The following is a 25441-nucleotide window of genomic DNA, read 5'->3' on the forward strand; positions in this document are numbered from 1 at the left end:
TTACTTTTTCAAACATAAATATGATTTTTACTTGAAATGTGAATTTGTACTGGTTTCAGTCAAATCCTTGCTCCGTAAATAACCAATGGGTGCTATATGTTACTTGCTAAGCCTGTCAAAAAAGTGTTTGCAAAAGCTTTTCCAAGCCGATTGCCTGATTTAAAAGATCAGATTGCAAATATTCCGATTCGTCACTTCAATTTTAAATTTAGCTCGGATGAAATGGATGTTAAATTTTTTATGCAGAAAGAGTGGGCAAGTGCTTATTTTGCAGCGCTGTCAATTTTTTTGACCTATGGTGAAGAGTTAGTGATTGAAACTGCACGACATCATCGTGATCAAATACAAGATCCTGTTTTAAAACAGCGTTTGACTAGTTTGATTGGGCAAGAGGCAATTCACTCAAAAGTCCATGAAGAATACAATGAAACTATGATTCCAAATAATTTGCCAGTGCAGTTGTATCGGTTTTTAGCAGAACAGGTTTTTAATCATACTTTTTTAAAATTCCCACAACCTTTAAAGCTCTCAATGATGGCTGGGATTGAGCATTTCACAGCTGTCTTTGCTCAATATGCCATGACTCATCAAGACATCTTTAATCATTCTCTCGATGAAAAGACACGTGCTTTATGGTTATGGCATATGCTGGAAGAATCTGAGCATAAAGATATTGCTTATGATACTTATCAAGTGCTGTCTGCAAACTATCCATTACGAGTTTCGGGATTCTTTATTGCGCTGATTACTTTGGGTTTAGGCGTAGGTGCTGGCGCATTGATGTTGCCATTTTTACGACGTCCAATGAATACCTTTAGTCTAAGTTTTTGGAAAGAGGCAAAGGGCAGTTGGGATTTATTATTTAGTCGAGATAATGGTGTTTTTGGTAGCAGTTTAGGTCATATTTTTGATTATTTACGTCCAGACTTTCATCCTAATGATCATGATACAACTGAGCTTTTAGACTATTTCAAAAAAGAGTTACTTGATCCTGAAACAGGTACACTCACCCCTTATTTTGTTAAAGCGTTTACACCTGCTTTACGGGTGTAATTCTATTCAGTCTCTGCGTTCAACATTCTATTTAATATGAAAATGATGTTGTAGATCAATACTGAGCTTTTTCATCAATTTTTTGAAGGAAAAGCTTTTTTTAAAGCTGTGATTCTAACCAAGCATCTCATAAAAATTGTTTTTAAGGGACATTCTTTATCAGTGGAGGCAACTCCTCAAAGTGATTGTCTGACAATTATATAAGGTTGTCATAATTTGCAAACCGAATGAATGCATGTGCCAATGGTAATTGACAAGGCTTGTCGTAATTTTTAGCCATCAAAGTAGAGTTTTTACTCAAAAGGCGATCTGTAAGTCATCAGCATTAAGACGATGAAATGGATTGCCATATTAAATGAATAAAGAGTACCAGCTATGTTCGCAAAGCCACTTAAGAAAGCCGTAGCCAAAGTTTTTGCTGCGGCACCATTCAGTCTGGAAAATCAAACGCCGATTATTCCAATTCGACATATGAAGTTTGATTTTGATCCAGAGCAAGTAGATCACCGATTTTATATGGATGCAGAATTGGCAAGTGCATATTTTGCATCACTGTCGATTTTTTTAACCCGTGGTGAAGATCTCGTAATTGATACTGCACGTTATCATCGTGATTTCATAACCGATCCATTATTAAAGCAACGTGTTACCTCACTGATCGGTCAAGAGGCTATTCATTCAAAGATGCATGAAGAGTTAAATGATGCTTATTTAATTCGTGATTTGCCAGTGAAACTCTTTCGTACTTGGGCTGGCTGGGCATTTGAATATGGGTTTGAGCGTCTTCCACAACCAATGAAATTATCATTGATGGCAGGCATTGAGCATTTCACGGCGGTACTTGCAGAATACATGATGAACCATGAAGAAGTGTTCTTCCGTTCACAAGACGAAAAACAACGGGCAATTTGGATGTGGCATATGCTTGAAGAGTCAGAGCATAAGGATATTGCTTTCGATGTGTTTCAAGAATTATCCAATAACTATTTATTGCGTATTGCAGGATTCTTTCCCGCATTGATCACAATTTTGGTGCTGATTTCAGCTGCATCATTTTTAGTGCCTTTCTATCGCAATCCTAAGAACTTGATTAGCTTACGTTATTGGAAAGAAATTCCATATAATTTTCGCCTTATCTTTGGCTTAAAAGATGGGGTCTACGGCAGTAGCTTTAAGCATATTTTTGATTATCTGCGTCCCGATTTTCATCCAAATGATCATGACACATCTGAATTTCTGGACTATTACAAAGAGAAACTGCTGAATCCAAAGACAGGGCTTCTTACGCCATATTTGACGAAAGAGTTTTATCCTGCATTGCGTTCATAAAACCTAAAAGAGATGGATTTAAAGTTTATGGGAATTTTTTCTAAAAAAGTTAAGCCGAGCTACAGTGCTTATGCAGTTGTGACAGGCGCAGGCAGTGGCATTGGACGTAGTTTTGCAATGGAGCTTGCAAAACGCGGAGGAACAATTGTTTGTGCTGACATAAATTTGGATGCAGCCAAAGAAACTGTCAGTTTGATTGAATCAGGAACGTCAGCAAAAGCATTTGCTGTGCAATGTGATGTTGGTGTGAAAGAGCAAGTAAAAGAACTTTCTGAACAAGCCGAAAAATTAATGAATCACCCTGTAAGCCTGATCATTAATAATGCGGGTGTGGGATTGGGCGGTAAGTTTGATGAAGTTTCACTGGAAGATTGGCAATGGTGTATGCATGTCAACCTCTGGGGGGTTATTCATGGTTGTCACTATTTTGTTCCTCAGTTTAAGCAACAAGGTTATGGGGCTATTATCAATGTTGCTTCAGCTGCGGGTTATACAGCAGCTCCCGAAATGACCGCTTATAACGTGACCAAATCCAGTGTGCTGGCATTGTCAGAAACTCTTTCAGCAGAACTTCGCGGTGACAACATTCGAGTGAATGTGTTGTGTCCAACATTAGTGCCTACAAATATTATGAAAAATGGTCGTTTGCCTGGTCATTATGCGGGTTTAGCAGATGATTTATTGATGAATCATGCATTTACCACCAGTGATCAGGTGGTGGTTAAAACCTTAAATAATTTGGATGCAGGCAAGCTGTACACCATTCCTCAGCCAGATGCAAAACTGTTTTGGATATTAAAACGTGCATCACCCGCGTTATATGCCAAAGCATTGGGTATTGGATATCCATTATTTAACAAATACATCAAATAAGCTGCGAGTAGATCAAAATGACAACAGAAACAACTTTAGCTAAGCTACCTGAAGAGAACAGCGTAGAGCAAAAAACAACCCAAACTACAGTTGAAGATATTAAACAGGTGACTCAACCGAATATGGCACAAGATAAGTCACTTGCAGCAAAACAGCTTAAAGAAAAAGCGTCAGTTCAGAAGCAAGCCGAGGCAAAGACTGTTACAAAGCCAGCGAAAGAAAATACCGCTAAAGCTGAAGTCCAAACTCAGTCTAAAGCTAAAAATAAAGCTGATACTCAAATAGCGTCTACCTCTGAAAAGCTTGAACAGCCCACAGAGAAAAGTGCTCCAACAACTCAGCAGAAAGATGCTGTACATGTATATGATACCATCGTGGTTGGTGCGGGTATTTCAGGGATTGCTGCTGCTTATAAAATGAATCAAGAAGGCTATAATGATTATGTGGTACTTGAAAAAGCCAGTCGTGTGGGGGGAACATGGCGCGACAATAATTATCCGGGCTGCGGTTGTGATGTACCCTCAGCACTTTATTCATTTTCTTTCTCACCAAGCCATAAATGGAGTCATTTATTTGCCAAGCAACCAGAAATTCTAAGCTATTTAGAAGAGGTGGTGGAAAAATATGACCTTGGTGAGAAAATTGAATTTAATAATGAATTAATCAGTGCCAAATGGGATGAAGCACAACATATTTGGTACTTAGAAACCTCTAAAGGTCAATATCAATCAAAGACAGTGATCTTTACGACAGGACCGATTACTGAACCTGCTTTGCCGAAATTAAAAGGAATTGAAAGTTTTAAAGGTGAAATGTTCCATTCAGCACGTTGGAATCATGATTATGATTTAACGGGTAAGCGTGTTGCAGTGATTGGTACAGGGGCTTCTGCAATTCAGTTTATCCCACAAGTACAACCTTTAGCGAAACAGCTGATTGTATTCCAGCGTACAGCACCGTGGGTACTACCCAAGGCGGATATGGAGTTAAACGAAACGGCTAAAGGGATCATTTCTCGATTCCCAATCATTCAACAAACTTGGCGTAATAGCATTGCACAGATTTTAAATGGGATTAACTTTGGATTGCGTAATCCTAAAGTATTGGAACCTGTTAATTTCCTAAGTAAGCAATTACTCAAACTACAAATTAAAGATGAAACTTTGCGTAAAGCAGTGACACCGAACTTTACTATTGGATGTAAGCGCTTATTGTTTGCAAACAATTATTATCCAGCACTACAACAAGATAATGTGAATCTGATTGCACATGGTTTGGTTGAAATTGATGGAAATACAGTGGTTGCAGCAAATGGTGAACGTCATGAAGTGGATGTGATTATTTGGGGAACAGGCTTTGAAGTTTCACATCCTCCAATTGGTAAACGAGTTTATGACAGCAATGGTCAAGTCCTTGCTGAGCGTTGGAAAAATAGTTCACCTGAAGCATATTTGGGTGCGAGTATTGAACATGTACCGAATGCGTTCTTGGTCCTCGGTCCAAACATTCTGGTATATGATTCATTTATTGGTATTGCGGAAGCACAAGTCGGCTATATTGTTGATGGCTTGCTAAAAATGCATGAGCAAAAATTCACTCGCTTTGAAATCAAAGCGGATGTGCTTGCACAGCATAATAAACGTTTGCAGAAACATTTAAAAACCACTGTATTTAATGCGGGTGGGTGTAAGTCTTATTATCTGGATGAAAATGGTCGTAACTTTGCAGCATGGCCATGGTCATTGCAACAATTACGTAACCAATTAAAACAACTAGATTTAAACCATTATAGTGTGAGTAAAAAATAAGTTTAGTATTCAATTGCTGTACACTTTTTGTGCGAGCCCTAAATTGATTTAGGGCTTTTATTTTTTTGTCTTGTGCGACGATGTGATCCAAAAATAATGATTTCAGCTAGGATTAGATTGACCACCCAACCTAACCAAGATTCTAACTGATAGATGTGAATTGGGGTTAACCAATCAAAATAAGGTTGTAACTCATAAAGCACGATTTTCCATGTCCTTAAGCTCAGCGCTGAAAGGCTCAGTGCAAAACTACGGATCATCCAGTCACGGTGTAAAATCCAGCGCTTTTTCAATAAAAAGTATAGAGCGGATAGGGTGGTGATCGCCCAGAGTGAACTTAATAAGACAAAGCTGATTTGTGTGGATAACCCTCCAGCCGCTGAAAAAGCTAAAATTAAGCCACTGGGTAAAGACAGCCCCAAAATGGTGATGATGTAGAGCCAACCACTCCAGCGATGAATTCGGGGATAACGCGTGCGAAAGACACGGAAAAACTGTGTAAATCCAGCGATGAGTACAAAACTACTGCTGATCACATGGATTTTAAAAGCCGCCTGCCAAGGTTGAGTATTGACTACTTCTTGCTTTAACAAGAGAAAATGCTGATCAGTTTGCCATGGGAAATATTGTAGACATATTGCGACCATGAGATAGCATAAATAAGCATAGATCACGAGTGAAATTAGACTCAAGCTTGAATATGCCAAGTTAGTTTTTGTTTTGTTCATCACTGCTTGTAATGGAATGGTGATTGAGAAATTATAGTGGAAGATAGGTTGAAACAGCATATTTATGTTTGGGTATGGCATAGATTTTAAAATAAACCACAGAGAATCCTGATTTATTTATCTTAAAGTAGATCACAAAGCAAACAATTTAATCTAAAATCAATGTGAAAATGCATCCAATATCTTCATAACAAATAGGTATAACAATGAATAAAAGTTTAATCACACTCGTTGGATTAGGAATGATTGGTTTCCAGAATAGTTATGCACTGGATATTCAACAGTTGCAAAAATCTTGGTCTGGAAAATATGATGAGCAGAAAATTGCTGTTTTCATCCAATCTATCGATCGTAATCAGGTCAAAGGCTATAGTGTTCTTGGTAAAAATAAACAAAATTTCTCAGGGAAAGTACAGACAACTTCACAAGGCTATAAAATTACCGCAACAGAAAGTGGCGCTAAAGCAAGTAGTGGTGTGTTTACCTTTACTGTAAAACAGAATCAACCGAATGTGTTGGAGTCTAGTTGGGAATCTACAACGGCTAAGGTTAAACCAAAATATTTTGATTTAAAGCCGCAACAGTGTCGCTATCAAAAAGATGTCGGTGATTATCCAGTTGCATCACAACGTTTATTAAAAGATGAGGATCTACAAATTCCTCCTGAAGAGCTGGACTGGATGCGTAATGAAATTTATGCGCGTCATGGTTATTCATTTGCCAATAAAGAGATTGCCTCTCAATTTGCTAACGATAATTGGTATATGCCATGCAGTACTAATGTTGAAAATCAATTAACTCAGATTGAAAAGACCAATATCCAACGTATTAAAAAAATTCGCCCGTATATGGCGAAAATGGAATGGGGTCGTTAAGCACACAATCAATCACAAAATCTGAGAGTTTATCTTATGCTTCACTATCCTTCAGTTCGATTGAGTATTATGGTTTTTGTTTTAAGTTCATCTGCCCTAAGTTTTGCAGCAACACCTACAGATCAAGCAGTGATCAACAGTATAACGAACCTAAACGCTTCTCAAGCTACACCCGCCAAAGCGATAATGATTGATTATATGAAAGAGGTTCGTTTGCTGTCAGGAGAGCTGGCTTATCTCTCTGGTGTAACATTTGAAAATGCAGGACGAAATTTTTGGGGAGGCTATATATTGACTCGCCCAAAACTAAAACAATCTCGAATACTTGAGTTCGGTGGTCAAGCCAATGATTTCACAGTACATACGGTGCAATATCGAGCAAAACCAATGGATTTGATTGAAATAGAATCTGCAGGCTCGGGTCAGGGGCAAGTTTCCCAGACAACTGATTTAGTCTATTTTGATGGATGGAAAGCTAAAATTATTGTAACTGCTGAATCTTCGAGTGATCCGGGGCGTTTTAGTGAGAAGTTGGGTGAGGAAGATTGTAAAACGGGTGGGGAAATTGTTTCAAGTTTAAAGATTTTATCCGCCAGCAATGAAGTGATTAAAACTATTCAATCATCCAATGCGTGTAAAAATGCAAAAGTTACAACCAAAACGGAAAAAATTAAAATCGTACTATAAGTACCCGTGTTGATTGCAGTGCTCGGTGATTCGATTAGATGGGATTCACTTTTTCCATCTCTGAAAAATGAAGCATCATCTGTGCAAAGTAATTAAACTTAAAATGTAAGGCAGGGTAGTCACAGCATTCATATCACCGTCCGATATATTCGACGGTTAATTTTATTATTGAAGATAAACGATATTTTGTTGTATGTGTTTTCCATAAACTCACTATGCTAAAAAGTGCAGAATTTTATCTTTATTATATGCATCAATGGTATATAGATTTTCAAAAAAGCGCACAGTCAAAAGGCTCTGCGCTTTTTTGATTGATATGAAGAGTTAAATAGCTTGGGTGTTTTCATTTAGCCAGTTTAAAACATCACCTTCTAAGTGAGCTGCTAATCGTTCTCTGACTGTTTGATGGTACTGATTTAACCATGCTTTTTCATCATCATTTAACAACGTTAAAATAATACAGCTTAGGTTAATTGGGCACAGTGTTAATGTTTCGAATTCTAAAAATTGGCCATAGGTGGTATCTTCAAAATGCTTAATTTTGTTGACGACAAGATTCTCAATTCGAATGCCGTACTTGCCTTGATGATATAAACCAGGTTCATTGGAAGTAATCATCCCTTCGCGCATCTTAGTGGATGGTGTGACTGGGGCATAATATGAAATCACTTGGGGACCTTCATGAACATTCAATGCATAGCCTACACCGTGACCTGTACCATGACGATAATCCAAACCATATTTCCACAGGGTTTGACGTGTGATCGAATCTAAAAGAGGTGATGCAATGCCTTCTGGGAAAACAGTTTGAGCAAGTGCAATATGACATTTTAATACAAGTGTATAATCGCGCTTTTGTTCCGCGCTTGCGGTGCCTATGGGAACAACACGGGTAATATCTGTGGTTCCTTCATCATATTGTGCGCCTGAATCAATCAAAAGCAAACCATCACCACTAATCTCGCTAAAGCTTTCTTCGGTGGCACGATAGTGGGGTAATGCGCCGTTGGCATTAAAGCCTGCAATTGTCGAGAAGCTTAATCCAATAAAACCTGCTTGTTGTGCGCGAAAGCCTGAAATTTTTTCGTCGATGGTGAGTTCATTGATCGATTCTTTATCAGCCAATGCGTTATCTAGCCAATGAAAGAAATGACATAGGGCAACACCATCTTTGGTCATTGCACTGCGTATATGGGTAATTTCAATAGGCTGTTTTTGCGATTTAAATAAGGTGCTTGGATTAATGTCATGGACTAAATGACTTTGCTGCTCAATGGCCTGTGCAGATGAAATTGAGACTTTAGCTGGATCAATTAAAATATTTTGTTGTTTAAGTTCGGCCAAAAACTCGATGCTTGCGTTATAAGATAAGATTTCAATGTTATCCAACGCAAATCTTTGCTGCATTTCATTTGAAAGTTTTGCAACATCAATAAAAAGCACAGTTCGAGAATGGTCAATATATAAGTACGCTAAGAACACGGGGTTATATTCAACATCACGCCCCCTACAATTCAAAATCCAAGCAATATCATCGAGTGCAGAAATAAAATGCCCCGTTGCTTTTTTCTGAATAAGTTTGTGACGGATCGCTGTTATTTTTTCTAAGCGTGTTTGGGCATTTAAATCATCTGCCATTTGCCAAATGGGTTGTAGGGGCAGTGCTGGCCGTTCAGTCCAAATTTCATCAATTAAATCTAAGTCTGTTTGAATGAAGAAATTGTGTTCTATTGCAAGCGCTGATAATGCGCTGTATTGTTGAGTTGAAATGGTATTTCCATTGACAGAGATTTTTGCATCTTTGGCTAAATGTTGTGAAAGCCAAGCCAAATGTGTTGAAGCAGGATCAGGTGTCTGCTTTTGTAAAACGTAACCTGTATTTTCCAGTTGCTGTTCAGCTTGTACCCAATATCGACCATCTACCCATAAACCTGCGAAGTTTTGAGTGACTACAATTGTGCCGACTGAACCTGTAAAGCCTGTTAGCCATTGGCGTATTTTCCAATAATCAGGTAGATATTCTGACATATGTGGATCTGCACTCATGGCGATAAAAGCATCCTGCTGATATTTCTTCATAATTGTACGAAGGTTTTCTAATTTGTTGGCAGGTGACAAACTGTTCATACTTATTCCAATTGCATATCAATAGATTTTTGAGAGGGGGTCGATGTTTGATTGAGTAATTTACGAATCGGTTTTCTCATTAACCATAGAACGAGTGCGCCAAGAAGTAAAGCGATGACACATCGCACAAATAGCAAGGGTAATTGGTCAACTTCATGGATAGAAACATGACCACCGATTAAACCTGCCATCAAGTTTCCTAAAGCAGATGCTGTAAACCAAAGCCCCATCACTTGTCCACGAATTATGGTTGGAGCAAGTTTAGTCATCGTTGAAAGACCAACAGGGCTTAAGCATAATTCACCTAGTGTTAAAAGCAGGAGGCTTGATGCGATCCATAATGCAGAAACAGTTCCACCATTTTGGGTGATCAAGTAACTGGCAATGCTCATCACGAGGAAACCACCCGCAGCGAGGAGTAAAGCAATAATAAATTTGGTGATATAGCTAGGGTCACGATTTTGTTTGCCTAATTTAACCCAAAGCCATGCGATGATCGGTGCGAAAATAATAATGAAAAGCGGGTTAATCGATTGAAACCAAACTGCGGGTATTTCAAAGCCAAAGAATTGGCGATCTGTAAAGTCTTGGGCGAAAAGATTGAAAGATGTTGGTTTTTGTTCAAATGCTGACCAGAAAAGTGCAGCGGTGATGAGTAAAATAAAACAGATGATGATTTGTTTTTTCTCAGTATTATTCAAACCAGCAAAGAGTAATAGGTAGCTGAAATATAAGGCAATACAAATACAGATTGTGATCGTGAAATATGTGGCGATTTGAATTGGATTGATGTTAACTATGCCAAGAGAAACTAGACCGATAATCAAGCCAACAACGGCAATAAAACCTATGATCATTTGGGGTGCTTTAGGATTGTAATGTACAGGACGAGCCCAGTTATTTTCATTGCCTTGCACATGATTAAATTGTTTTAATTGAGGCACAGTTATTAACTTAAAAATCAGTAATGCGATTAACATTCCAAGGCCACCAATTCCGAACCCCCAGTGCCAACCATGTTCTTTAACCAATAAACCAGTCAATAGTGGAGCAATTAACGAACCTAGATTAATTCCCATATAAAAAATGGAAAATCCTGCATCACGCCGTGAATCTTGAGCCTGATATAAAGTGCCAACAATGACGGAAATACAGGTTTTAAATAAACCAGAACCGATCACAATCAAAACTAAACCGAAATAAAAAAAGAAATGCCCAAATAAAGCTGCCAATGCAATGGATAGATGTCCAAATGCGATGATCAGTGAACCGTACCACACAGCGCGCTCCTGACCGAGATAATTGTCAGCAACCCATCCACCCAATACGGTCATTAAATACATACTGCCTGCAAATAAGCCGACAATTGCTGATGCTGTTGGGCGATCTAAACCGAGACCTCCATCAGCAACTAAAGCCGCCATATAGAGGATTAATAAAGGGCGAATACCATAATAGGAAAAACGTTCCCAAAGCTCGGTAAAAAATAAACCTTTTAATGGTTTAGGGTGACCAAAAAAAGCTTGATCTGGGTCGTGCATTTGCTTGGATAAATGTTGAGGCATCTTCAAGTCCTTTGAAAATGTATGATTAAAAATTTTTAAACAATATATAAAATAAAGTTATTTATTGGGTATTTTTTAAAGTAGTGATTTGTAAGCTTTATAGTAAAAATATAAATTTCATTTTCTATGCTTATTATTGATATTGTTATGGCTTGATTTTAAATAAATTTTAAAATAAAAAGGTTATACCAATTGGTATAAATATATAATAAAAAACCACCCAAAAGGGTGGTTCTTCAATGTGAATGCGTAACGAATTAACGTTTGATATCGCGTTCAGTTTCGCCAGTATAAAGCTGACGAGGACGACCGATTTTGTACGGACCGCTGTGCATTTCTAACCAGTGGCTGATCCAACCAACTGTACGTGCAAGCGCGAAGATTACCGTAAACATTTCAGTTGGGATACCAATCGCTTTAAGGATGATACCTGAATAGAAGTCTACGTTCGGGTAAAGTTTACGTTCGATGAAGTACGGATCGCTTAATGCAATACGTTCAAGTTCCATTGCAAGCGCAAGTTGAGGATCATTGATACCAAGTGCACTTAACACTTCGTCACAAGTCTCTTTCATTACTTTTGCACGTGGATCGAAGTTTTTATAAACTCGGTGACCGAAGCCCATAAGTTTAACTTCTTTAGTTTTTACTTTTTCCATGAACGGCGCAACATTTTCTACAGTGCCGATTTCATCGAGCATCTTAAGAACAGCTTCGTTTGCACCACCATGCGCAGGTCCCCAAAGTGCAGCAATACCCGCAGCAATACATGCATAAGGGTTAGCACCTGTAGAACCAGCTAAACGTACTGTAGACGTTGATGCATTTTGTTCATGGTCAGCATGAAGCGTAAAGATACGATCCATTGCTTTAGCAAGAATAGGGTTAACTTTGTAGTCACGATCTGCTGGAGTAGCAAACATCATGTACAGGAAGTTTTCAGCGTAGCTTAAATCATTACGTGGGTAAACGAATGGTTGACCAACAGTATATTTATAAGTCCAAGCCGCAAGGGTAGGAATTTTAGCAATTAAGCGAACTGCAGTAATTTCACGGTGATCAACGTTTTCAACATCAAAACCGTTGTGATAGAACGCAGATAACGCACCAACTACACCGCACATAACCGCCATAGGGTGAGCATCACGACGGAAACCATTGAAGAAACGGCTAACTTGATCGTGAACCATCGTGTGGTTGCGGACTTTGTTTTCGAAGTCTGTTTTTTGTTCAGCAGTTGGAAGCTCACCGCTTAATAATAAATAGCAAGTTTCTAAGTAAGAAGCTTGAGTTGCAAGTTGAGCAATTGGATAACCACGGTGTAAAAGAACGCCTTTATCACCATCAATGAAAGTGATTTTAGACTCGCAAGAAGCTGTCGCCATAAAACCAGGATCAAAAGTAAAGTGACCTGAAGCCAACACATCCTTAACGTCGATTACATCTGGGCCCAATGTGCCGCTGTAAATTGGTAATTCAATTTTTTTGCCATCAAGCTCTAGAACGGCTTTCTTGCCAGTTGCTGCAGACATTCAATAGATCTCCTGTCCTGGTGGATATTTTATCTAACTTGCTGAGTCATCTTGTAATGTACAAGTCAGACGGATCAAAAATTGCTATTTAGCTTAGTGAGTACTGAAATTTTGTCAATTATACTTATGGATGAAAAAATGATGTTTTCATCAGTAGTTAGTCTAACTTTAACCAGTAAGATTGATCATTAAATTTCAGAGTCGGTCAGTATAATAAGGTAAATTCTAAAGAAGGTGCAGAAAAATAATTGTGATTGCTAGACAGGAAATGGCATTTTTGACCAATATTTTGTAGCTTTTGTAAGTTGGTAAATGCATTGTTGCTGTTTTAAAACCATCTGAATTTCACGACTTACATAGCTTTTGATATTATTTTTGTGTAAAAAACATCCAAATAAGATGATGAAATATTTATTTTCATTTTAATGCTTAATTGATTAAAAAATAGTTTTTATTGAAGCTTTTAAAGTATAAAAAATAATCAAATTAGCATAAAAATAGATATTTGATTGCCTGATGAATAATCAAATATGACAAAATCTTGAATCTAAATTGTGAATTATTCACAAACTAAGTCTTTATTTCTTATTACAAAGCTTTCAGTCAAATCACTGAATTAAATGATACCCATTTAAAATAGGAATAAAGGACTATTTTAAAATAACATGTTGGGTATCTAAAAAATTTTAACAACGTGAAAGAAAATAAAAGCGCAGATAAAATTAACCACTGGACGATTTTGTCCGTAATGTTGTGCTTTAGTCTAAATTTATAAAAATAATATAAGTCGTAATTATGTATAAAAGTAATATGTTTAAATATCATAAAAAATAAAGAGATAGCCTTTAAAAGCCTAGATGGGTGCTCTTCTTTATTTTTTAAATAGCTGTAAATGATTCTTATTTGAGTGTTTTTTAAAGAAAAAGCCAATTTCGATGGTTTGTATTTTGACAGTGCACGTTTTATAATTCAGTGTCGTTTAAAGTTCAGGCAATTTATTTGTCTGACAATGCTAGCTTTCCTTCGAATTAATTCCAACAAACTCCGGATGGAGTTTTTACTTACAGGATGCCCGCTGTGAAAAGCAACAGACCTGTCAATTTGTCCATGGGTCAAGTTTTAGATGTAAACTTAAAATCCCCTGTGGCTATTGCATCAATTCTACACCGTCTATCAGGTGTCATCGTATTTTTACTCGTACCGGTACTTTTGTGGCTTTTAGACAAGTCTTTGTCTTCGCCTGAAGGCTTTGCTCAAGTTCAAGCAATCTTTGGTGGCTTCATTGTACGTTTCATCGTATGGGTATTTGTCGCTGGTTTATTGTTCCATTTTATTATGGGCATTAAACATTTACTTGCTGATCTAGGCTTTGCGGAAGAGTTACAAAGCGGTCGCATAGCAGCAACTATTGCATTAATTTTGGCTGCGATATCAGTTGTCGCATCATTTGTATGGATCGTTCTCTAATGAAAAGTGCTACAGGTTTAACGGGGTCAGGTTCTCGTGATTGGTATATCCAACGCGTAAGTGCTGTAGTTCTAGCTGTTTATACTGTTGTCGTATTAGGTTGGATTCTGTGCAATGTCGGATTTAACTATGAGCAATGGTTTGGCTTTATGATGACACTTCCGATGAAGATTTTATCTTTATTGGCAGTCTTATCTCTTGTTGCGCATGCTTGGATTGGTATGTGGCAAGTATTCACAGACTATGTGACTACTCGTCAGATGGGTCCTTCAGCTTCAGGTTTACGCATCGTGTTAACTTCAGCAGTGATTATTGCTGTTATTGCATATGCGATCTGGGCAATCCAGATTTTTTGGGCGAATTGATAGGAAAATGTCATGGGCGCTTTAACCCCTAAAGAAGATTATTCAAATATTCCAAGCCAGTTCTTCGATGCAGTCATCGTTGGTGGTGGTGGTTCAGGTATGCGTGCTTCATATCAACTTGCTCAAGCAGGCTTGAATGTTGCAGTGCTAACTAAAGTATTCCCAACACGTTCTCATACTGTTGCGGCTCAAGGTGGTATTGGTGCATCGCTTGGTAATATGCAAGACGACAACTGGCACTATCATTTCTATGACACAGTAAAAGGTTCTGACTGGTTAGGTGACCAAGATGCAATCGAATTTATGTGTCGTGAGGCGCCTAAAGTTGTTTATGAACTTGAACACTTAGGTATGCCATTTGACCGTAATGCAGATGGTACAATTTACCAACGTCCATTTGGTGGTCACTCTGCGAACTATGGTGAAAAACCAGTTCCACGTGCCTGTGCCGCTGCCGATCGTACAGGTCATGCTCTTCTTCATACGCTTTATCAAAGTAATGTGAAAATGGGTACTCAATTCTTCGTTGAATGGATTGCATTAGACTTAATCCGTAACGAAGCTGGTGATGTACTTGGTGTAACAGCAATTGACCAAGAAACAGGCAAAATTGCTGTATTCCAAGCCAAAGCAACATTGTTTGCTACTGGTGGTGCTGGTCGTGTTTACCGTGCATCTACCAATGCTTATATCAATACTGGTGATGGTCTTGGTATGGCAGCTCGTGCGGGTATTCCATTACAAGATATGGAATTCTGGCAATTCCACCCAACCGGTGTTGCTGGTGCAGGTGTATTGTTAACGGAAGGTTGTCGTGGTGAAGGTGCAATCCTTCGTAACAAAGATGGCGAACCGTTCATGGAGCGTTATGCACCAACTTTGAAAGATTTGGCTCCTCGTGACTTCGTATCACGTTCTATGGACCAAGAGATCAAAGAAGGTCGTGGTTGTGGTCCTAAAGGTGATTATATCCTTCTTGATATGACTCACTTGGGCGCAGATACCATCATGAAGCGTTTACCATCTGTATTTGAGATTGGTAAGAAATTCGCAAACGTGGATATCACCAAAGAACCAATTCCAGTTGTACCAACAATCCATTATCAAATGGGGGGTATTCCTACCAATATTCATGGTCAAGTGGTTATCCCTGAAACAGCGAAAAATGCAGCAGATTTCTATGCAGGTTTTGATAAAGCTGCAAATGAATACACAACCAACGGTACAATGAATTACACAGTGCCTGTAAAAGGCTTCTATGCGATTGGTGAGTGTTCTTGCGTGTCTGTACATGGTGCAAACCGTTTAGGTACAAACTCATTACTTGACTTGGTTGTATTTGGTAAAGCTGCTGGTGAACACATCATTGATTACGTGACTAAACATCACGGTGATGAATACCAGCCACTTCCAAATGATGTACTTATGAACACGTTGAAACGTATCAATCATTTAGATGATTCTACTTCTGGTGAAAATGCACAAGAAGTTGCGGATGCGATTCGTGATATCGTTCAAGACCATGCGGGTGTATTCCGTACTCAAGCATTGCTTGATGAGGGTGTTAAGCAGATTCTTGCGATTGAACCACGTGTACGTAACATTCATTTAAAAGACAAATCTAAAGTATTTAATACTGCACGTATTGAAGCCTTGGAAGTTGAAAACTTATACGAAGTAGCAAAAGCAACATTGATTTCTGCTGCTGCACGTAAAGAATGTCGTGGTGCACATACTGTTGTAGATTATGAATTGCCTGCTGATGATGAGCACTATTCATATGGTCGTCGTGATGATGAATGGATGAAACATACTTTATGGTATTCAGCGGATAACCATCTTGAATACAAGCCAGTACGTTACAGCCCATTGTCTGTAGACCCAATTGAACCTAAACCACGTACATTCTAATCGGGAGAAATAAGATGAGTAGAGGTACACGTACATTCGAAATCTACCGCTATGATCCTGATAAGGATAAAGCACCGTATATGCAGACTTTTAAACTAGAGTTGACGGACAAGCATCGTATGTTGCTTGACGCACTTTTAGCGTTAAAAGTTCAAGACGAATCATTAACATTCCGTCGTTCTTGCCGTGAAGGTATTTGCGGTTCAGATGGTGTGAATATCAATGGTAAGAATGGTCTTGCGTGTTTATGGAACTTGAACGATTTACCTGAAAAAATCGTCATTCGTCCATTGCCTGGTCTGCCAGTAGTTAAAGATTTAGTTGTGGATATGAATCAGTTCTACGATCAGTATGACAAAATTCATCCATTCTTAATCAATAATCAACCTGCACCACCAAAAGAGCGTTTACAATCTCCAGAAGAGCGTGAGCACTTAAATGGTTTATATGAGTGTATTCTTTGTGCATGTTGTTCAACGTCATGCCCATCATTCTGGTGGAATCCGGATAAATTCTTGGGTCCTTCAGCATTGTTGAATGCATATCGTTTTATTATTGATTCTCGTGATACTGCGACACAAGATCGTTTATCACGTCTTGATGACCCATTCTCATTATTCCGTTGTAAAGGAATTATGAACTGTGTGTCTGTATGTCCGAAAGGCTTGAATCCAACAAAAGCAATTGGTCATATTCGTAGCATGTTGCTCGATCAAGCGGGTTAATACGATGTGAAAAAAGGGCGTACATCTTAGGATGTACGCTCTTTTTTTATTGGATTTTTAATGAGATGGTTGTTTTTTGTTCGAGCGAGTGAAGGATAAGTTTTAAGCATTGAAAAAGTAGCAACAGACCCGATATAAATGGATGGATAATAATAGATTATTTCTTGTATGTATTTCGCTAATTTATAGGTGGTATGTGTCAAAAAAATCAATTGAAGTGACAGATCATGTTACGATTTAACAAACCACTATATGTGAAAAACACACCATATTTTTGGTACATTTTTTCTACATAAGTGTGATCCAGATCAGTTTATAAATAATTTTATAAGCAAAGTTTAGAACCGCTTTAGAAAAAGCAAAAAAGTCTTTGTTTTTTCTAAGTCGATTTGCAAAAAATTGCTCAGCTTCGGTTGAGTATATAAGTGAGTGATGATGCCATTGAGGGCGTTATGATTCATTGTATGCATTAGTAAAAGCTAATGTTTATAACGCCCCTTGGTCATGAGTATCTGATGGGTGAATGTCAATTTACCGATTTGGCATTATCAATCATGGGAGTGCTTAAAAAGCACCCTCTAATGTTTTTGCAATAGGAAATGGGTCCACAAATGCAAGAAGTTGCTGACGCATTGCGTCTTGATACTGAACTTTCCGCTGATAGTGCAGCGTATATTGAAGAGCTTTACGAACAGTACCTTTCTTCTCCAACCTCAGTAGGTGAGGATTGGCGTCAATATTTCGATAAATTCCCTAAAGGTGACCAACCGCACGGAAACATTCGTGAGCAATTCTTATTATTAGGTCGTAATTCAAGTCGTGTTCAGCCTGTTGTGCAAAGTGAAGTAAGTACTGAGCATGAGCGTCGTCAAATCGGTGTTTTGCAACTGATTGCAGCATACCGTAACCGTGGTCATCAAAAAGCGAAGCTTGATCCACTAGGTTTGGCTAAACGTGAAGATGTGCCAGATTTAGATCTTGCTGCACATGGTTTAACCAAGTCTGACCTAGATACAGTTTTCAATGCTGGAAATTTGGCGATTGGTAAAACTGAAGCAACTTTAGGTGAAATGGTTAGCGCAATGGAGGCAACATACTGTGCTTCTATTGGTGCTGAATATATGCACATTGTTGACACCAAAGAAAAACGCTGGATTCAACAACGTCTTGAAGGTGCACGCGGTCAGTTCGGTTTCTCGGCAGATCAAAAGAAACATGTACTTGAACGTTTAACTGCTGCTGAAGGCTTAGAAAAATTCCTCGGTAATAAGTATGTTGGTGCGAAGCGTTTTGGTGTAGAGGGTGGTGAATCTTTTATTCCAATGGTAAACGAACTTATTCAACGTGCAGGTTCTGTAGGTTGTAAAGAAGTCGTAATTGGGATGCCACACCGTGGTCGTTTAAACTTACTTGTGAACATTATGGGTAAAAACCCAGCTGATTTGTTTGGTGAGTTCGAAGGTAAAACTTTAGCTAAAAAAGGTTCTGGTGATGTTAAGTATCACCAAGGTTTCTCATCAAATGTGATGACACCTGGTGGCGAAGTTCACTTGGCTTTGGCATTTAACCCATCGCATTTAGAAATTGTTGGTCCTGTGGTTGAAGGTTCAGTTCGTGCACGCCAAGTACGTCGTAAAGACATTGGTGGTGATGACGTATTACCTGTAATCGTACATGGTGATGCTGCATTTGCTGGTCAAGGTGTCAACCAAGAAACCTTCCAAATGTCACAAACGCGTGGTTATACCGTAGGTGGTACGGTTCATATCGTAGTCAACAACCAAGTTGGTTTTACTACATCTGATCCACGTGATGCACGTTCTACTGAATACTGTACTGACATTGCAAAAATGATTCAGGCGCCAATTTTCCATGTAAATGGTGATGACCCTGAATCTGTATTGTTTGTTGCGCAATTGGCACATGATTTCCGTCATACATTCCGTAAAGATGTTGTGATTGACATGTTCTGTTATCGTCGTCGTGGTCATAACGAAGCAGATGAGCCAGCAGCAACACAACCAATGATGTATCAAGTGATCAATAAAAAAGCGACTACACGTACGCTTTATGCGGATCAATTGGTACAAGAAAAAGTATTAGATCGTTCAGATGCAGATGCTTTAGTTGAAAAATATCGTGAAGATCTTGAAGCAGGTAACCATGTTGCCAATGCTTTAGTGCTTGAACCAAATGACAAAATGTTTGTGGACTGGAAACCGTATCTAGGCCATGAATATACAGATGTTTGGGATACGACTTTCCCAATCGAACGCTTAAAAGAAATTGGTACGAAAATGCGCGAATTACCGGAAGGTTTCGTGATGCAGCGTCAAGTGTCTAAAGTGATCGATGAACGTTTGAAAATGCAAACTGGTGAAATGCCATTAAACTGGGGTGCAGCAGAAACTTTAGCTTATGCTTCTATCCTTGATGATGGTTTCTTGGTGCGTTTGACTGGTGAAGATGTTGGTCGTGGTACATTCTCACACCGTCATGCTAAGCTACATAACCAAGTTGATGGTTCGGTTTATATTCCACTGTGTCATATCAAAGAAAACCAGCCACGTACTGCAATTTATGACTCATTATTGTCAGAAATGGCTGTGCTTGCATTTGAATATGGTTATGCAACAACATTGCCAAAAAGTTTGGTCATCTGGGAAGCTCAGTTCGGTGACTTTGCAAACTGTGCGCAAGTGGTTATTGATCAGTTCATCTCATCTGGTGAAACCAAATGGGAGCGTGTGTGTGGTTTAACATTGCTTCTTCCACATGGTTATGAAGGTCAAGGTCCTGAGCATTCATCTGCACGTCTTGAGCGTTTCTTACAGTTATGTGCTGAAGAAAACATGCAAGTGATTACACCTACGACACCTGCACAGATTTTCCATGCAATGCGTCGTCAGGCAATTCGCCCAATTCGTAAGCCAATGATCGTGACTTCACCGAAGTCGTTACTTCGTCATAAACTTGCAACTTCAACTTTGGAAGAGCTTGCAACTGGTACATTCCAGACTGTGATTGATGAAGTGGATCAAATCAACAAACAAGATGTAACACGTGTTGTACTTTGTGGTGGTAAAGTTTATTACGACTTACTTGAAAAACGTCGTGAAGAAAACTTGAACATTGCGGTGGTACGTGTTGAACAATTGTACCCATACCCAGAAAAACGTCTTGCTGAAGTGCTTGCGACATATCCGAACATAAAAGAACTTGTTTGGTGTCAAGAAGAACCGAAGAACCAAGGCGCATGGTTATTCATTGCTCCTCGTTTATACGAAGGTGTAATGAAGTCTGCTCTACAAGTTCAAATTAGCTATGCAGGACGTGAAGCTTCAGCTGCACCTGCATGTGGCTCACCATATTTGCATGCAAAACAACAAGCTCAGCTCGTGAATGACGCACTTGCGATCGTAGCTGAACAATCAGGAGAATCTAAATAATGGCAACCGAAATTAAAGCACCGGTGTTCCCAGAGTCAGTTGCTGACGGAACAATTGCAACTTGGCACAAACAACCAGGTGAAGCGGTATCACGTGATGAAGTCATCTGTGATATTGAAACGGATAAAGTTGTTTTAGAAGTTGTTGCTCCTGCTGATGGTACTATCTCTGCAATCATCAAAAATGAAGGTGACACAGTTCTTTCTTCTGAAGTTATTGCGACATTTGAAGAAGGTGCTGTTTCTGGCGCTACTCAAACTCAAGCAGTTCAATCAGAAGAGAAAGTAGAACAAGCTGCGGCACAAACTCAAGCGGGTAATGCACCTGTTGTTGAACGTGCTCAAGTACAAGATCAAGCACCTGCAGTGCGTAAAGCTTTAACTGAAACAGGTATTGCTGCTGCGGATGTAGATGGTACTGGTCGTGGTGGTCGTATCACCAAAGAAGATGTTGCAAATCATCAAACTAAACCAGCTGCTGCTGTAACACCATTAAGCGTTGCAGTTGGTGAGCGTATTGAGAAACGTGTTCCAATGACACGTTTACGTAAGCGTGTTGCTGAACGTCTTCTTGCTGCTACACAGCAAACTGCGATGTTGACTACGTTTAACGAAGTTAACATGAAACCTGTGATGGAAATGCGTAAGCAATATAAAGATGCTTTCGAAAAACGTCATGGTGCACGTTTAGGCTTTATGTCATTCTTCGTTAAAGCTGTAACTGAAGCACTTAAACGCTATCCTGCGGTAAATGCTTCAATCGACGGTGATGATATTGTTTATCATGGATACTATGATATCGGTGTTGCGGTTTCTTCTGATCGTGGTTTAGTGGTTCCAGTATTACGTAATACTGACCGTATGAACTATGCTGAAGTTGAATCAGGTATTGGTGCGTATGCTGCAAAAGCACGTGAAGGTAAATTAGCAATTGAAGATATGACTGGTGGTACTTTCACAATTACCAACGGTGGTACTTTCGGTTCATTACTTTCAACACCTATTTTGAACCAACCACAAACTGCTATTTTAGGTATGCACAAAATCCAAGAGCGTCCTATGGCTGTAAATGGTCAAGTTGAAATTCTTCCAATGATGTACTTAGCGCTTTCTTATGACCATCGTATGATTGATGGTAAAGAAGCTGTAGGCTTCTTGGTAACTGTTAAAGAGTTACTTGAAGAACCAGCTAAACTAATCCTTGACCTTTAATTCTTTAGAATAACAACACGAGTTTAGAGTGATCCTTTAAACTCGTTTTTGGAGATAAGCATGTCTCAGTTTGATTTAGTTGTAATCGGCGGTGGGCCAGGTGGTTATGAAGCGGCAATTCGTGCTGCTCAACTTGGTTTCAAAGTTGCGTGTATCGAAAAACGTGTACACAAAGGTAAGCCATCTTTAGGTGGTACTTGCTTAAACGTAGGTTGTATTCCTTCTAAAGCACTTTTAGATTCTTCTCATCACTATGAAGATACTCTTCATGGCTTAGATGTTCACGGTATTACAGTTGAAAATGTCCAACTTGATCTTCAAAAGCTTCTTGCTCGTAAAGACAAAGTTGTAGATAACTTAACTGGTGGTGTTGCTCAATTGCTGAAAGGCAATGGTATCGAGTGGTTACAAGGTACGGGTAAACTACTTGCTGGTAAAAAAGTTGAATTCACACCATTAGAAGGTGGTGATGTTCAAGTTTTAGAACCTAAATTCGTAATTCTTGCAACTGGTTCTGTACCTGTAAATATTCCTGTAGCAAAAGTTGATGAAGACCTTATCGTTGATTCAACAGGTGCTTTAGAATTCCAAGAAGTGCCTAAACGTTTAGGTGTAATTGGTGCAGGCGTAATTGGGCTGGAACTTGGTTCAGTATGGCGTCGTCTTGGATCTGAAGTTGTTGTGTTCGAAGCATTAGATGCATTCTTACCAATGGCGGATAAAGCGTTGGCAAAAGATTATCAAAAACTTTTAACAAAACAAGGTTTAGATATTCGTATTGGTGCTAAAGTTTCAGGCACTGAAGTGAATGGTCGTGAAGTGACTGTTCAATATAATCAAGCAGGCGAAGATAAAACTCAAACTTTCGATAAATTAATCGTTTGTGTTGGTCGTAAAGCGTATGCAGAAGGTTTATTGGCTGAAGATTCAGGCATTAAATTAACTGAACGTGGTTTGGTTGAAGTGAACGATTGGTGTGCAACGTCTGTTGACGGTGTATATGCAATTGGTGACTTGGTGCGTGGCCCAATGCTTGCGCATAAAGCAATGGAAGAAGGTGTAATGGCGGTTGAGCGTATGCATGGTCATGCTGCTCAAGTGAATTACGACACCATTATTTCAGTGATTTATACACACCCTGAAGCTGCATGGGTAGGTTTGACTGAAGAGCAAGCTAAAGAGAAAGGTCACGAAGTTAAAACCGGTCAATTCCCATTTGCTGTCAATGGTCGTGCTTTAGCTGCCAATGAATCTGCTGGATTTGTGAAGTTTGTTGCAGATGCAAAAACAGATCGTTTATTGGGTATGCATATCATTGGTCCTGGTGCTTCTGACATTGTTCATCAAGGTATGATTGCACTTGAATTTGTATCTTCTGTTGAAGATTTACAATTGATGACTTTTGGTCACCCAACTTATTCTGAAGTCGTTCATGAAGCAGCGCTTGCTGTTGATGGGCGTGCGATTCACGCGATTCAGCGTAAACGTAAATAACACAAAAAAGAGCGGTTTCGACCGCTCTTTTTACTTTTGATGGTTGTTTTTAATTGAATAATCATCTAAAAATAAAAGAACAAACTTTAATAAATGCCGATAGTTATTGTGATGGAAGTCTAATTATTGGTGTGTCATAACAATGTGAAAAGTAGTAAAAGGTAAAACATGAATCTACATGAGTATCAAGCGAAAACGCTGTTAAAAAAATATGGTATGCCAGTTCAAGAAGGCATTTTAATCACTACGCCTGAAGAAGCATCTGCTGCCTTTGAGCAAATTAGTGGCAAATTCGCTGTGATGAAGGCCCAAGTCCATGCAGGTGGTCGTGGTAAAGCGGGTGGCGTAAAAGTTGTTAAGTCAAAAGAAGAAGCAGCTGAATATGCAAAAAGCCTGTTAGGTACTCGTTTAGTCACATATCAAACTGATGCCAATGGCCAGCCTGTAAATAGTATCCTTGTTTGTGAAGATGTTTATCCTGTAGAACGTGAATTGTATTTAGGTGCAGTGGTCGATCGTTCTAGTCGTCGTGTGACATTCATGGCGTCTACAGAGGGTGGCGTAGAAATTGAAAAAGTTGCTGAAGAAACGCCTGAAAAAATTATTAAAGTCGAAGTAGATCCATTAGTTGGTTTATTGCCATTCCAAGCGCGTGATGTTGGTTTCCAGTTGGGTTTAAAAGATAAGCAAATCAGCCAATTTGTAACTATCATGACAGGCGCGTACAAAGCATTTGTTGAAAATGACTTTGCACTATTTGAAATTAATCCACTTTCCGTTCGTGAAAATGGTGAAATCTTATGTGTAGATGCCAAAGTCGGTATCGACTCAAATGCACTTTATCGTTTGCCTGAAATTGCTGCGATGCGTGATAAATCTCAAGAAAATGAACGTGAGTTAAAAGCATCTGAATTTGACCTCAACTATGTTGCTCTAGAAGGCAATATTGGTTGTATGGTAAATGGTGCAGGTCTTGCAATGGCAACAATGGATATCATCAAACTGTATGGTGGTCAGCCAGCAAACTTCCTTGATGTTGGTGGCGGTGCAACCAAAGATCGCGTCATTGAAGCATTTAAAATTATTCTTTCAGATTCATCTGTACAAGGTGTGTTGATCAATATTTTTGGTGGTATTGTACGTTGTGACATGATTGCTGAAGCGATTATTGCAGCGGTTCAAGAAGTAAATGTAACCGTACCTGTTGTTGTTCGTTTGGAAGGCAACAATGCGGAGTTAGGTGCTAAATTACTTGATGAATCAGGTCTAAAATTAATTTCTGCGAACGGCTTAGCTGATGCCGCAGAAAAAGTTGTTGCTGCTGTGAAAGCGTAAGGAGTATCAATCATGAGCGTATTAGTTAATAAAGACACAAAAGTATTGGTACAAGGCTTTACAGGTAAGAATGGTACATTCCATTCTGAGCAATCAATTGCATACGGTACAAAAGTAGTTGGTGGCGTAACACCAGGTAAAGGTGGTCAAACTCATATTGGTCTACCTGTTTTCAATACAATGCGTGAAGCAGTAAAAGAAACGGGTGCAAATGCAACTTCAATTTATGTACCTGCTCCATTTGTACTAGATTCAATTGTTGAAGCAGTAGATTCTGGTATTGAGTTAATCGTGGTGATCACTGAAGGTGTGCCAACCTTAGACATGTTAAAAGCCAAACGTTACCTTGAAACTTATGGTAATAATGCACGTTTAATCGGTCCAAACTGTCCAGGTATTATCACACCGGGCGAATGTAAAATTGGGATTATGCCAGGGCATATTCATCAACCAGGTAAAATCGGGATCATTTCTCGTTCTGGCACATTGACTTATGAGGCGGTTGCTCAAACGACTAAGCTTGGTTTAGGTCAGTCTACTTGTATTGGTATCGGTGGTGACCCAATTCCAGGTATGAATCAAATTGACTGCTTAAAACTTTTCCAAGAAGACCCTCAAACAGAAGCAATCATCATGATTGGTGAAATTGGTGGCAGTGCGGAAGAAGAAGCTGCTGAATATATTCAATCTAATGTGACTAAACCTGTTGTTGGTTATATTGCGGGTGTAACAGCGCCTAAAGGTAAGCGTATGGGTCACGCTGGAGCGATTATCTCTGGCGGTAAAGGTACTGCTGAAGAGAAGTTTGCTGCATTTGAAAAAGCGGGTATGGCATATACGCGTAGCCCAGCTGAACTTGGTTCAACTATGTTTGATGTCTTAAAAAAGAAAGGCTTGGTTTAATTTT

At 39.0% G+C, this 25441-nt stretch carries 19 protein-coding genes; 15 read left to right on the forward strand and 4 right to left on the reverse strand.

What is annotated here, in order from left to right; translation table 11 throughout:
* Positions 1-96 precede the first annotated feature (96 nt).
* The 4 genes from AC2G3J_RS05350 to AC2G3J_RS05365 all read left to right on the forward strand — a co-directional run bounded on the left by AC2G3J_RS05350 (position 97) and on the right by AC2G3J_RS05365 (position 5063).
* Entirely contained in the window at positions 97-1053 is a 957-nt protein-coding gene (locus tag AC2G3J_RS05350; protein WP_336951800.1) for a metal-dependent hydrolase, read from the forward strand.
* A gap of 375 nt (positions 1054-1428) precedes the next feature.
* Positions 1429-2382 carry a metal-dependent hydrolase gene (locus AC2G3J_RS05355; protein ID WP_419327152.1) on the forward strand — a complete coding sequence of 318 codons (954 nt, stop codon included), beginning with the start codon at positions 1429-1431 and terminating at the stop codon, positions 2380-2382.
* 27 nt (positions 2383-2409) lie between these two features.
* Positions 2410-3255: an SDR family NAD(P)-dependent oxidoreductase gene (locus tag AC2G3J_RS05360; RefSeq protein ID WP_336951798.1), complete on the forward strand. Its 846-nt coding sequence runs from the start codon at positions 2410-2412 to the stop codon at positions 3253-3255.
* A gap of 281 nt (positions 3256-3536) precedes the next feature.
* Positions 3537-5063 carry a flavin-containing monooxygenase gene (locus AC2G3J_RS05365; protein ID WP_483771063.1) on the forward strand — a complete coding sequence of 509 codons (1527 nt, stop codon included), beginning with the start codon at positions 3537-3539 and terminating at the stop codon, positions 5061-5063.
* A 38-nt stretch (positions 5064-5101) separates the two neighbouring features.
* Here the strand turns inward: AC2G3J_RS05365 and AC2G3J_RS05370 are convergent, their stop codons facing one another.
* Positions 5102-5791 carry a DUF2306 domain-containing protein gene (locus tag AC2G3J_RS05370; protein ID WP_483770769.1) on the reverse strand — a complete coding sequence of 230 codons (690 nt, stop codon included), beginning with the start codon at positions 5789-5791 and terminating at the stop codon, positions 5102-5104.
* Between the two features lie 206 nt (positions 5792-5997).
* Between AC2G3J_RS05370 and AC2G3J_RS05375 the strand changes: the two genes are divergently transcribed.
* The gene (locus tag AC2G3J_RS05375) at positions 5998-6666 is read left to right on the forward strand and encodes a YARHG domain-containing protein (protein WP_239045192.1); all 669 of its coding nucleotides are present in this window, start codon (positions 5998-6000) and stop codon (positions 6664-6666) included.
* A 36-nt stretch (positions 6667-6702) separates the two neighbouring features.
* On the forward strand, positions 6703-7353 hold the full coding sequence (locus AC2G3J_RS05380; protein ID WP_419359413.1) for a hypothetical protein: 651 nt from the start codon (positions 6703-6705) through the stop codon (positions 7351-7353).
* A gap of 324 nt (positions 7354-7677) precedes the next feature.
* On the opposite strand, the gene AC2G3J_RS05385 is transcribed toward AC2G3J_RS05380, so the two are convergent.
* From AC2G3J_RS05385 to gltA, 3 genes are all read right to left on the reverse strand, one after another.
* Positions 7678-9480, reverse strand: coding sequence for an aminopeptidase P family protein (locus AC2G3J_RS05385; RefSeq protein WP_483770770.1), 1803 nt, complete (start codon positions 9478-9480; stop codon positions 7678-7680).
* Between the two features lie 2 nt (positions 9481-9482).
* Entirely contained in the window at positions 9483-11045 is a 1563-nt protein-coding gene (locus tag AC2G3J_RS05390; protein WP_483770771.1) for a peptide MFS transporter, read from the reverse strand.
* Positions 11046-11302: 257 nt separating this feature from the next.
* Complete coding sequence (gene gltA / locus AC2G3J_RS05395; RefSeq protein ID WP_309285271.1) at positions 11303-12577, reverse strand: citrate synthase; 1275 nt, start codon at positions 12575-12577, stop codon at positions 11303-11305.
* 1068 nt (positions 12578-13645) lie between these two features.
* Here gltA and sdhC point away from each other — a divergent pair.
* The 9 genes from sdhC to sucD all read left to right on the forward strand — a co-directional run bounded on the left by sdhC (position 13646) and on the right by sucD (position 25437).
* Entirely contained in the window at positions 13646-14044 is a 399-nt protein-coding gene (sdhC, locus tag AC2G3J_RS05400; protein WP_336951791.1) for a succinate dehydrogenase, cytochrome b556 subunit, read from the forward strand.
* Positions 14044-14409 carry a succinate dehydrogenase, hydrophobic membrane anchor protein gene (sdhD, locus tag AC2G3J_RS05405; protein ID WP_336951790.1) on the forward strand — a complete coding sequence of 122 codons (366 nt, stop codon included), beginning with the start codon at positions 14044-14046 and terminating at the stop codon, positions 14407-14409. The genes sdhC and sdhD overlap by 1 nt, the downstream gene beginning before the upstream one ends.
* Before the next feature lie 12 nt (positions 14410-14421).
* Positions 14422-16320, forward strand: a complete 1899-nt coding sequence (locus tag AC2G3J_RS05410) for an FAD-binding protein (protein WP_336951788.1) — start codon at positions 14422-14424, stop codon at positions 16318-16320.
* Positions 16321-16334: 14 nt separating this feature from the next.
* The gene (locus AC2G3J_RS05415) at positions 16335-17045 is read left to right on the forward strand and encodes a succinate dehydrogenase iron-sulfur subunit (protein WP_004717284.1); all 711 of its coding nucleotides are present in this window, start codon (positions 16335-16337) and stop codon (positions 17043-17045) included.
* Between the two features lie 611 nt (positions 17046-17656).
* On the forward strand, positions 17657-20494 hold the full coding sequence (locus AC2G3J_RS05420) for a 2-oxoglutarate dehydrogenase E1 component (protein ID WP_004717282.1): 2838 nt from the start codon (positions 17657-17659) through the stop codon (positions 20492-20494).
* A complete protein-coding gene (odhB, locus tag AC2G3J_RS05425; protein WP_105713590.1) occupies positions 20494-21705 on the forward strand; it encodes a 2-oxoglutarate dehydrogenase complex dihydrolipoyllysine-residue succinyltransferase in 1212 nt (403 codons plus the stop codon). The genes AC2G3J_RS05420 and odhB overlap by 1 nt, the downstream gene beginning before the upstream one ends.
* A 60-nt stretch (positions 21706-21765) precedes the next feature.
* The gene (gene lpdA, locus AC2G3J_RS05430; RefSeq protein WP_419359419.1) at positions 21766-23199 is read left to right on the forward strand and encodes a dihydrolipoyl dehydrogenase; all 1434 of its coding nucleotides are present in this window, start codon (positions 21766-21768) and stop codon (positions 23197-23199) included.
* A gap of 168 nt (positions 23200-23367) precedes the next feature.
* On the forward strand, positions 23368-24534 hold the full coding sequence (gene sucC / locus AC2G3J_RS05435; protein WP_004717276.1) for an ADP-forming succinate--CoA ligase subunit beta: 1167 nt from the start codon (positions 23368-23370) through the stop codon (positions 24532-24534).
* A 12-nt stretch (positions 24535-24546) separates the two neighbouring features.
* On the forward strand, positions 24547-25437 hold the full coding sequence (sucD, locus tag AC2G3J_RS05440; RefSeq protein WP_004717274.1) for a succinate--CoA ligase subunit alpha: 891 nt from the start codon (positions 24547-24549) through the stop codon (positions 25435-25437).
* The last annotated feature ends 4 nt before the right edge of the window (positions 25438-25441 follow it).

The sequence above is a fragment of the Acinetobacter legionensis genome (assembly GCF_057165765.1).

What these genes read in the sequence shown, in the direction of transcription:
- AC2G3J_RS05420 (WP_004717282.1), top strand. Translation starts at nt 17,657, where the DNA reads ATGCAAGAAGTTGCTGACGCATTGCGTCTTGATACTGAACTTTCCGCT.
- sucD (WP_004717274.1), top strand. Translation starts at nt 24,547, where the DNA reads ATGAGCGTATTAGTTAATAAAGACACAAAAGTATTGGTACAAGGCTTT.
- AC2G3J_RS05390 (WP_483770771.1), bottom strand. Translation starts at nt 11,045, where the DNA reads ATGCCTCAACATTTATCCAAGCAAATGCACGACCCAGATCAAGCTTTT.
- AC2G3J_RS05410 (WP_336951788.1), top strand. Translation starts at nt 14,422, where the DNA reads ATGGGCGCTTTAACCCCTAAAGAAGATTATTCAAATATTCCAAGCCAG.
- AC2G3J_RS05375 (WP_239045192.1), top strand. Translation starts at nt 5,998, where the DNA reads ATGAATAAAAGTTTAATCACACTCGTTGGATTAGGAATGATTGGTTTC.
- odhB (WP_105713590.1), top strand. Translation starts at nt 20,494, where the DNA reads ATGGCAACCGAAATTAAAGCACCGGTGTTCCCAGAGTCAGTTGCTGAC.
- AC2G3J_RS05360 (WP_336951798.1), top strand. Translation starts at nt 2,410, where the DNA reads ATGGGAATTTTTTCTAAAAAAGTTAAGCCGAGCTACAGTGCTTATGCA.
- AC2G3J_RS05415 (WP_004717284.1), top strand. Translation starts at nt 16,335, where the DNA reads ATGAGTAGAGGTACACGTACATTCGAAATCTACCGCTATGATCCTGAT.
- gltA (WP_309285271.1), bottom strand. Translation starts at nt 12,577, where the DNA reads ATGTCTGCAGCAACTGGCAAGAAAGCCGTTCTAGAGCTTGATGGCAAA.
- AC2G3J_RS05380 (WP_419359413.1), top strand. Translation starts at nt 6,703, where the DNA reads ATGCTTCACTATCCTTCAGTTCGATTGAGTATTATGGTTTTTGTTTTA.
- sucC (WP_004717276.1), top strand. Translation starts at nt 23,368, where the DNA reads ATGAATCTACATGAGTATCAAGCGAAAACGCTGTTAAAAAAATATGGT.
- AC2G3J_RS05370 (WP_483770769.1), bottom strand. Translation starts at nt 5,791, where the DNA reads ATGAACAAAACAAAAACTAACTTGGCATATTCAAGCTTGAGTCTAATT.
- AC2G3J_RS05385 (WP_483770770.1), bottom strand. Translation starts at nt 9,480, where the DNA reads ATGAACAGTTTGTCACCTGCCAACAAATTAGAAAACCTTCGTACAATT.
- sdhD (WP_336951790.1), top strand. Translation starts at nt 14,044, where the DNA reads ATGAAAAGTGCTACAGGTTTAACGGGGTCAGGTTCTCGTGATTGGTAT.
- AC2G3J_RS05350 (WP_336951800.1), top strand. Translation starts at nt 97, where the DNA reads ATGTTACTTGCTAAGCCTGTCAAAAAAGTGTTTGCAAAAGCTTTTCCA.
- lpdA (WP_419359419.1), top strand. Translation starts at nt 21,766, where the DNA reads ATGTCTCAGTTTGATTTAGTTGTAATCGGCGGTGGGCCAGGTGGTTAT.
- AC2G3J_RS05355 (WP_419327152.1), top strand. Translation starts at nt 1,429, where the DNA reads ATGTTCGCAAAGCCACTTAAGAAAGCCGTAGCCAAAGTTTTTGCTGCG.
- sdhC (WP_336951791.1), top strand. Translation starts at nt 13,646, where the DNA reads ATGCCCGCTGTGAAAAGCAACAGACCTGTCAATTTGTCCATGGGTCAA.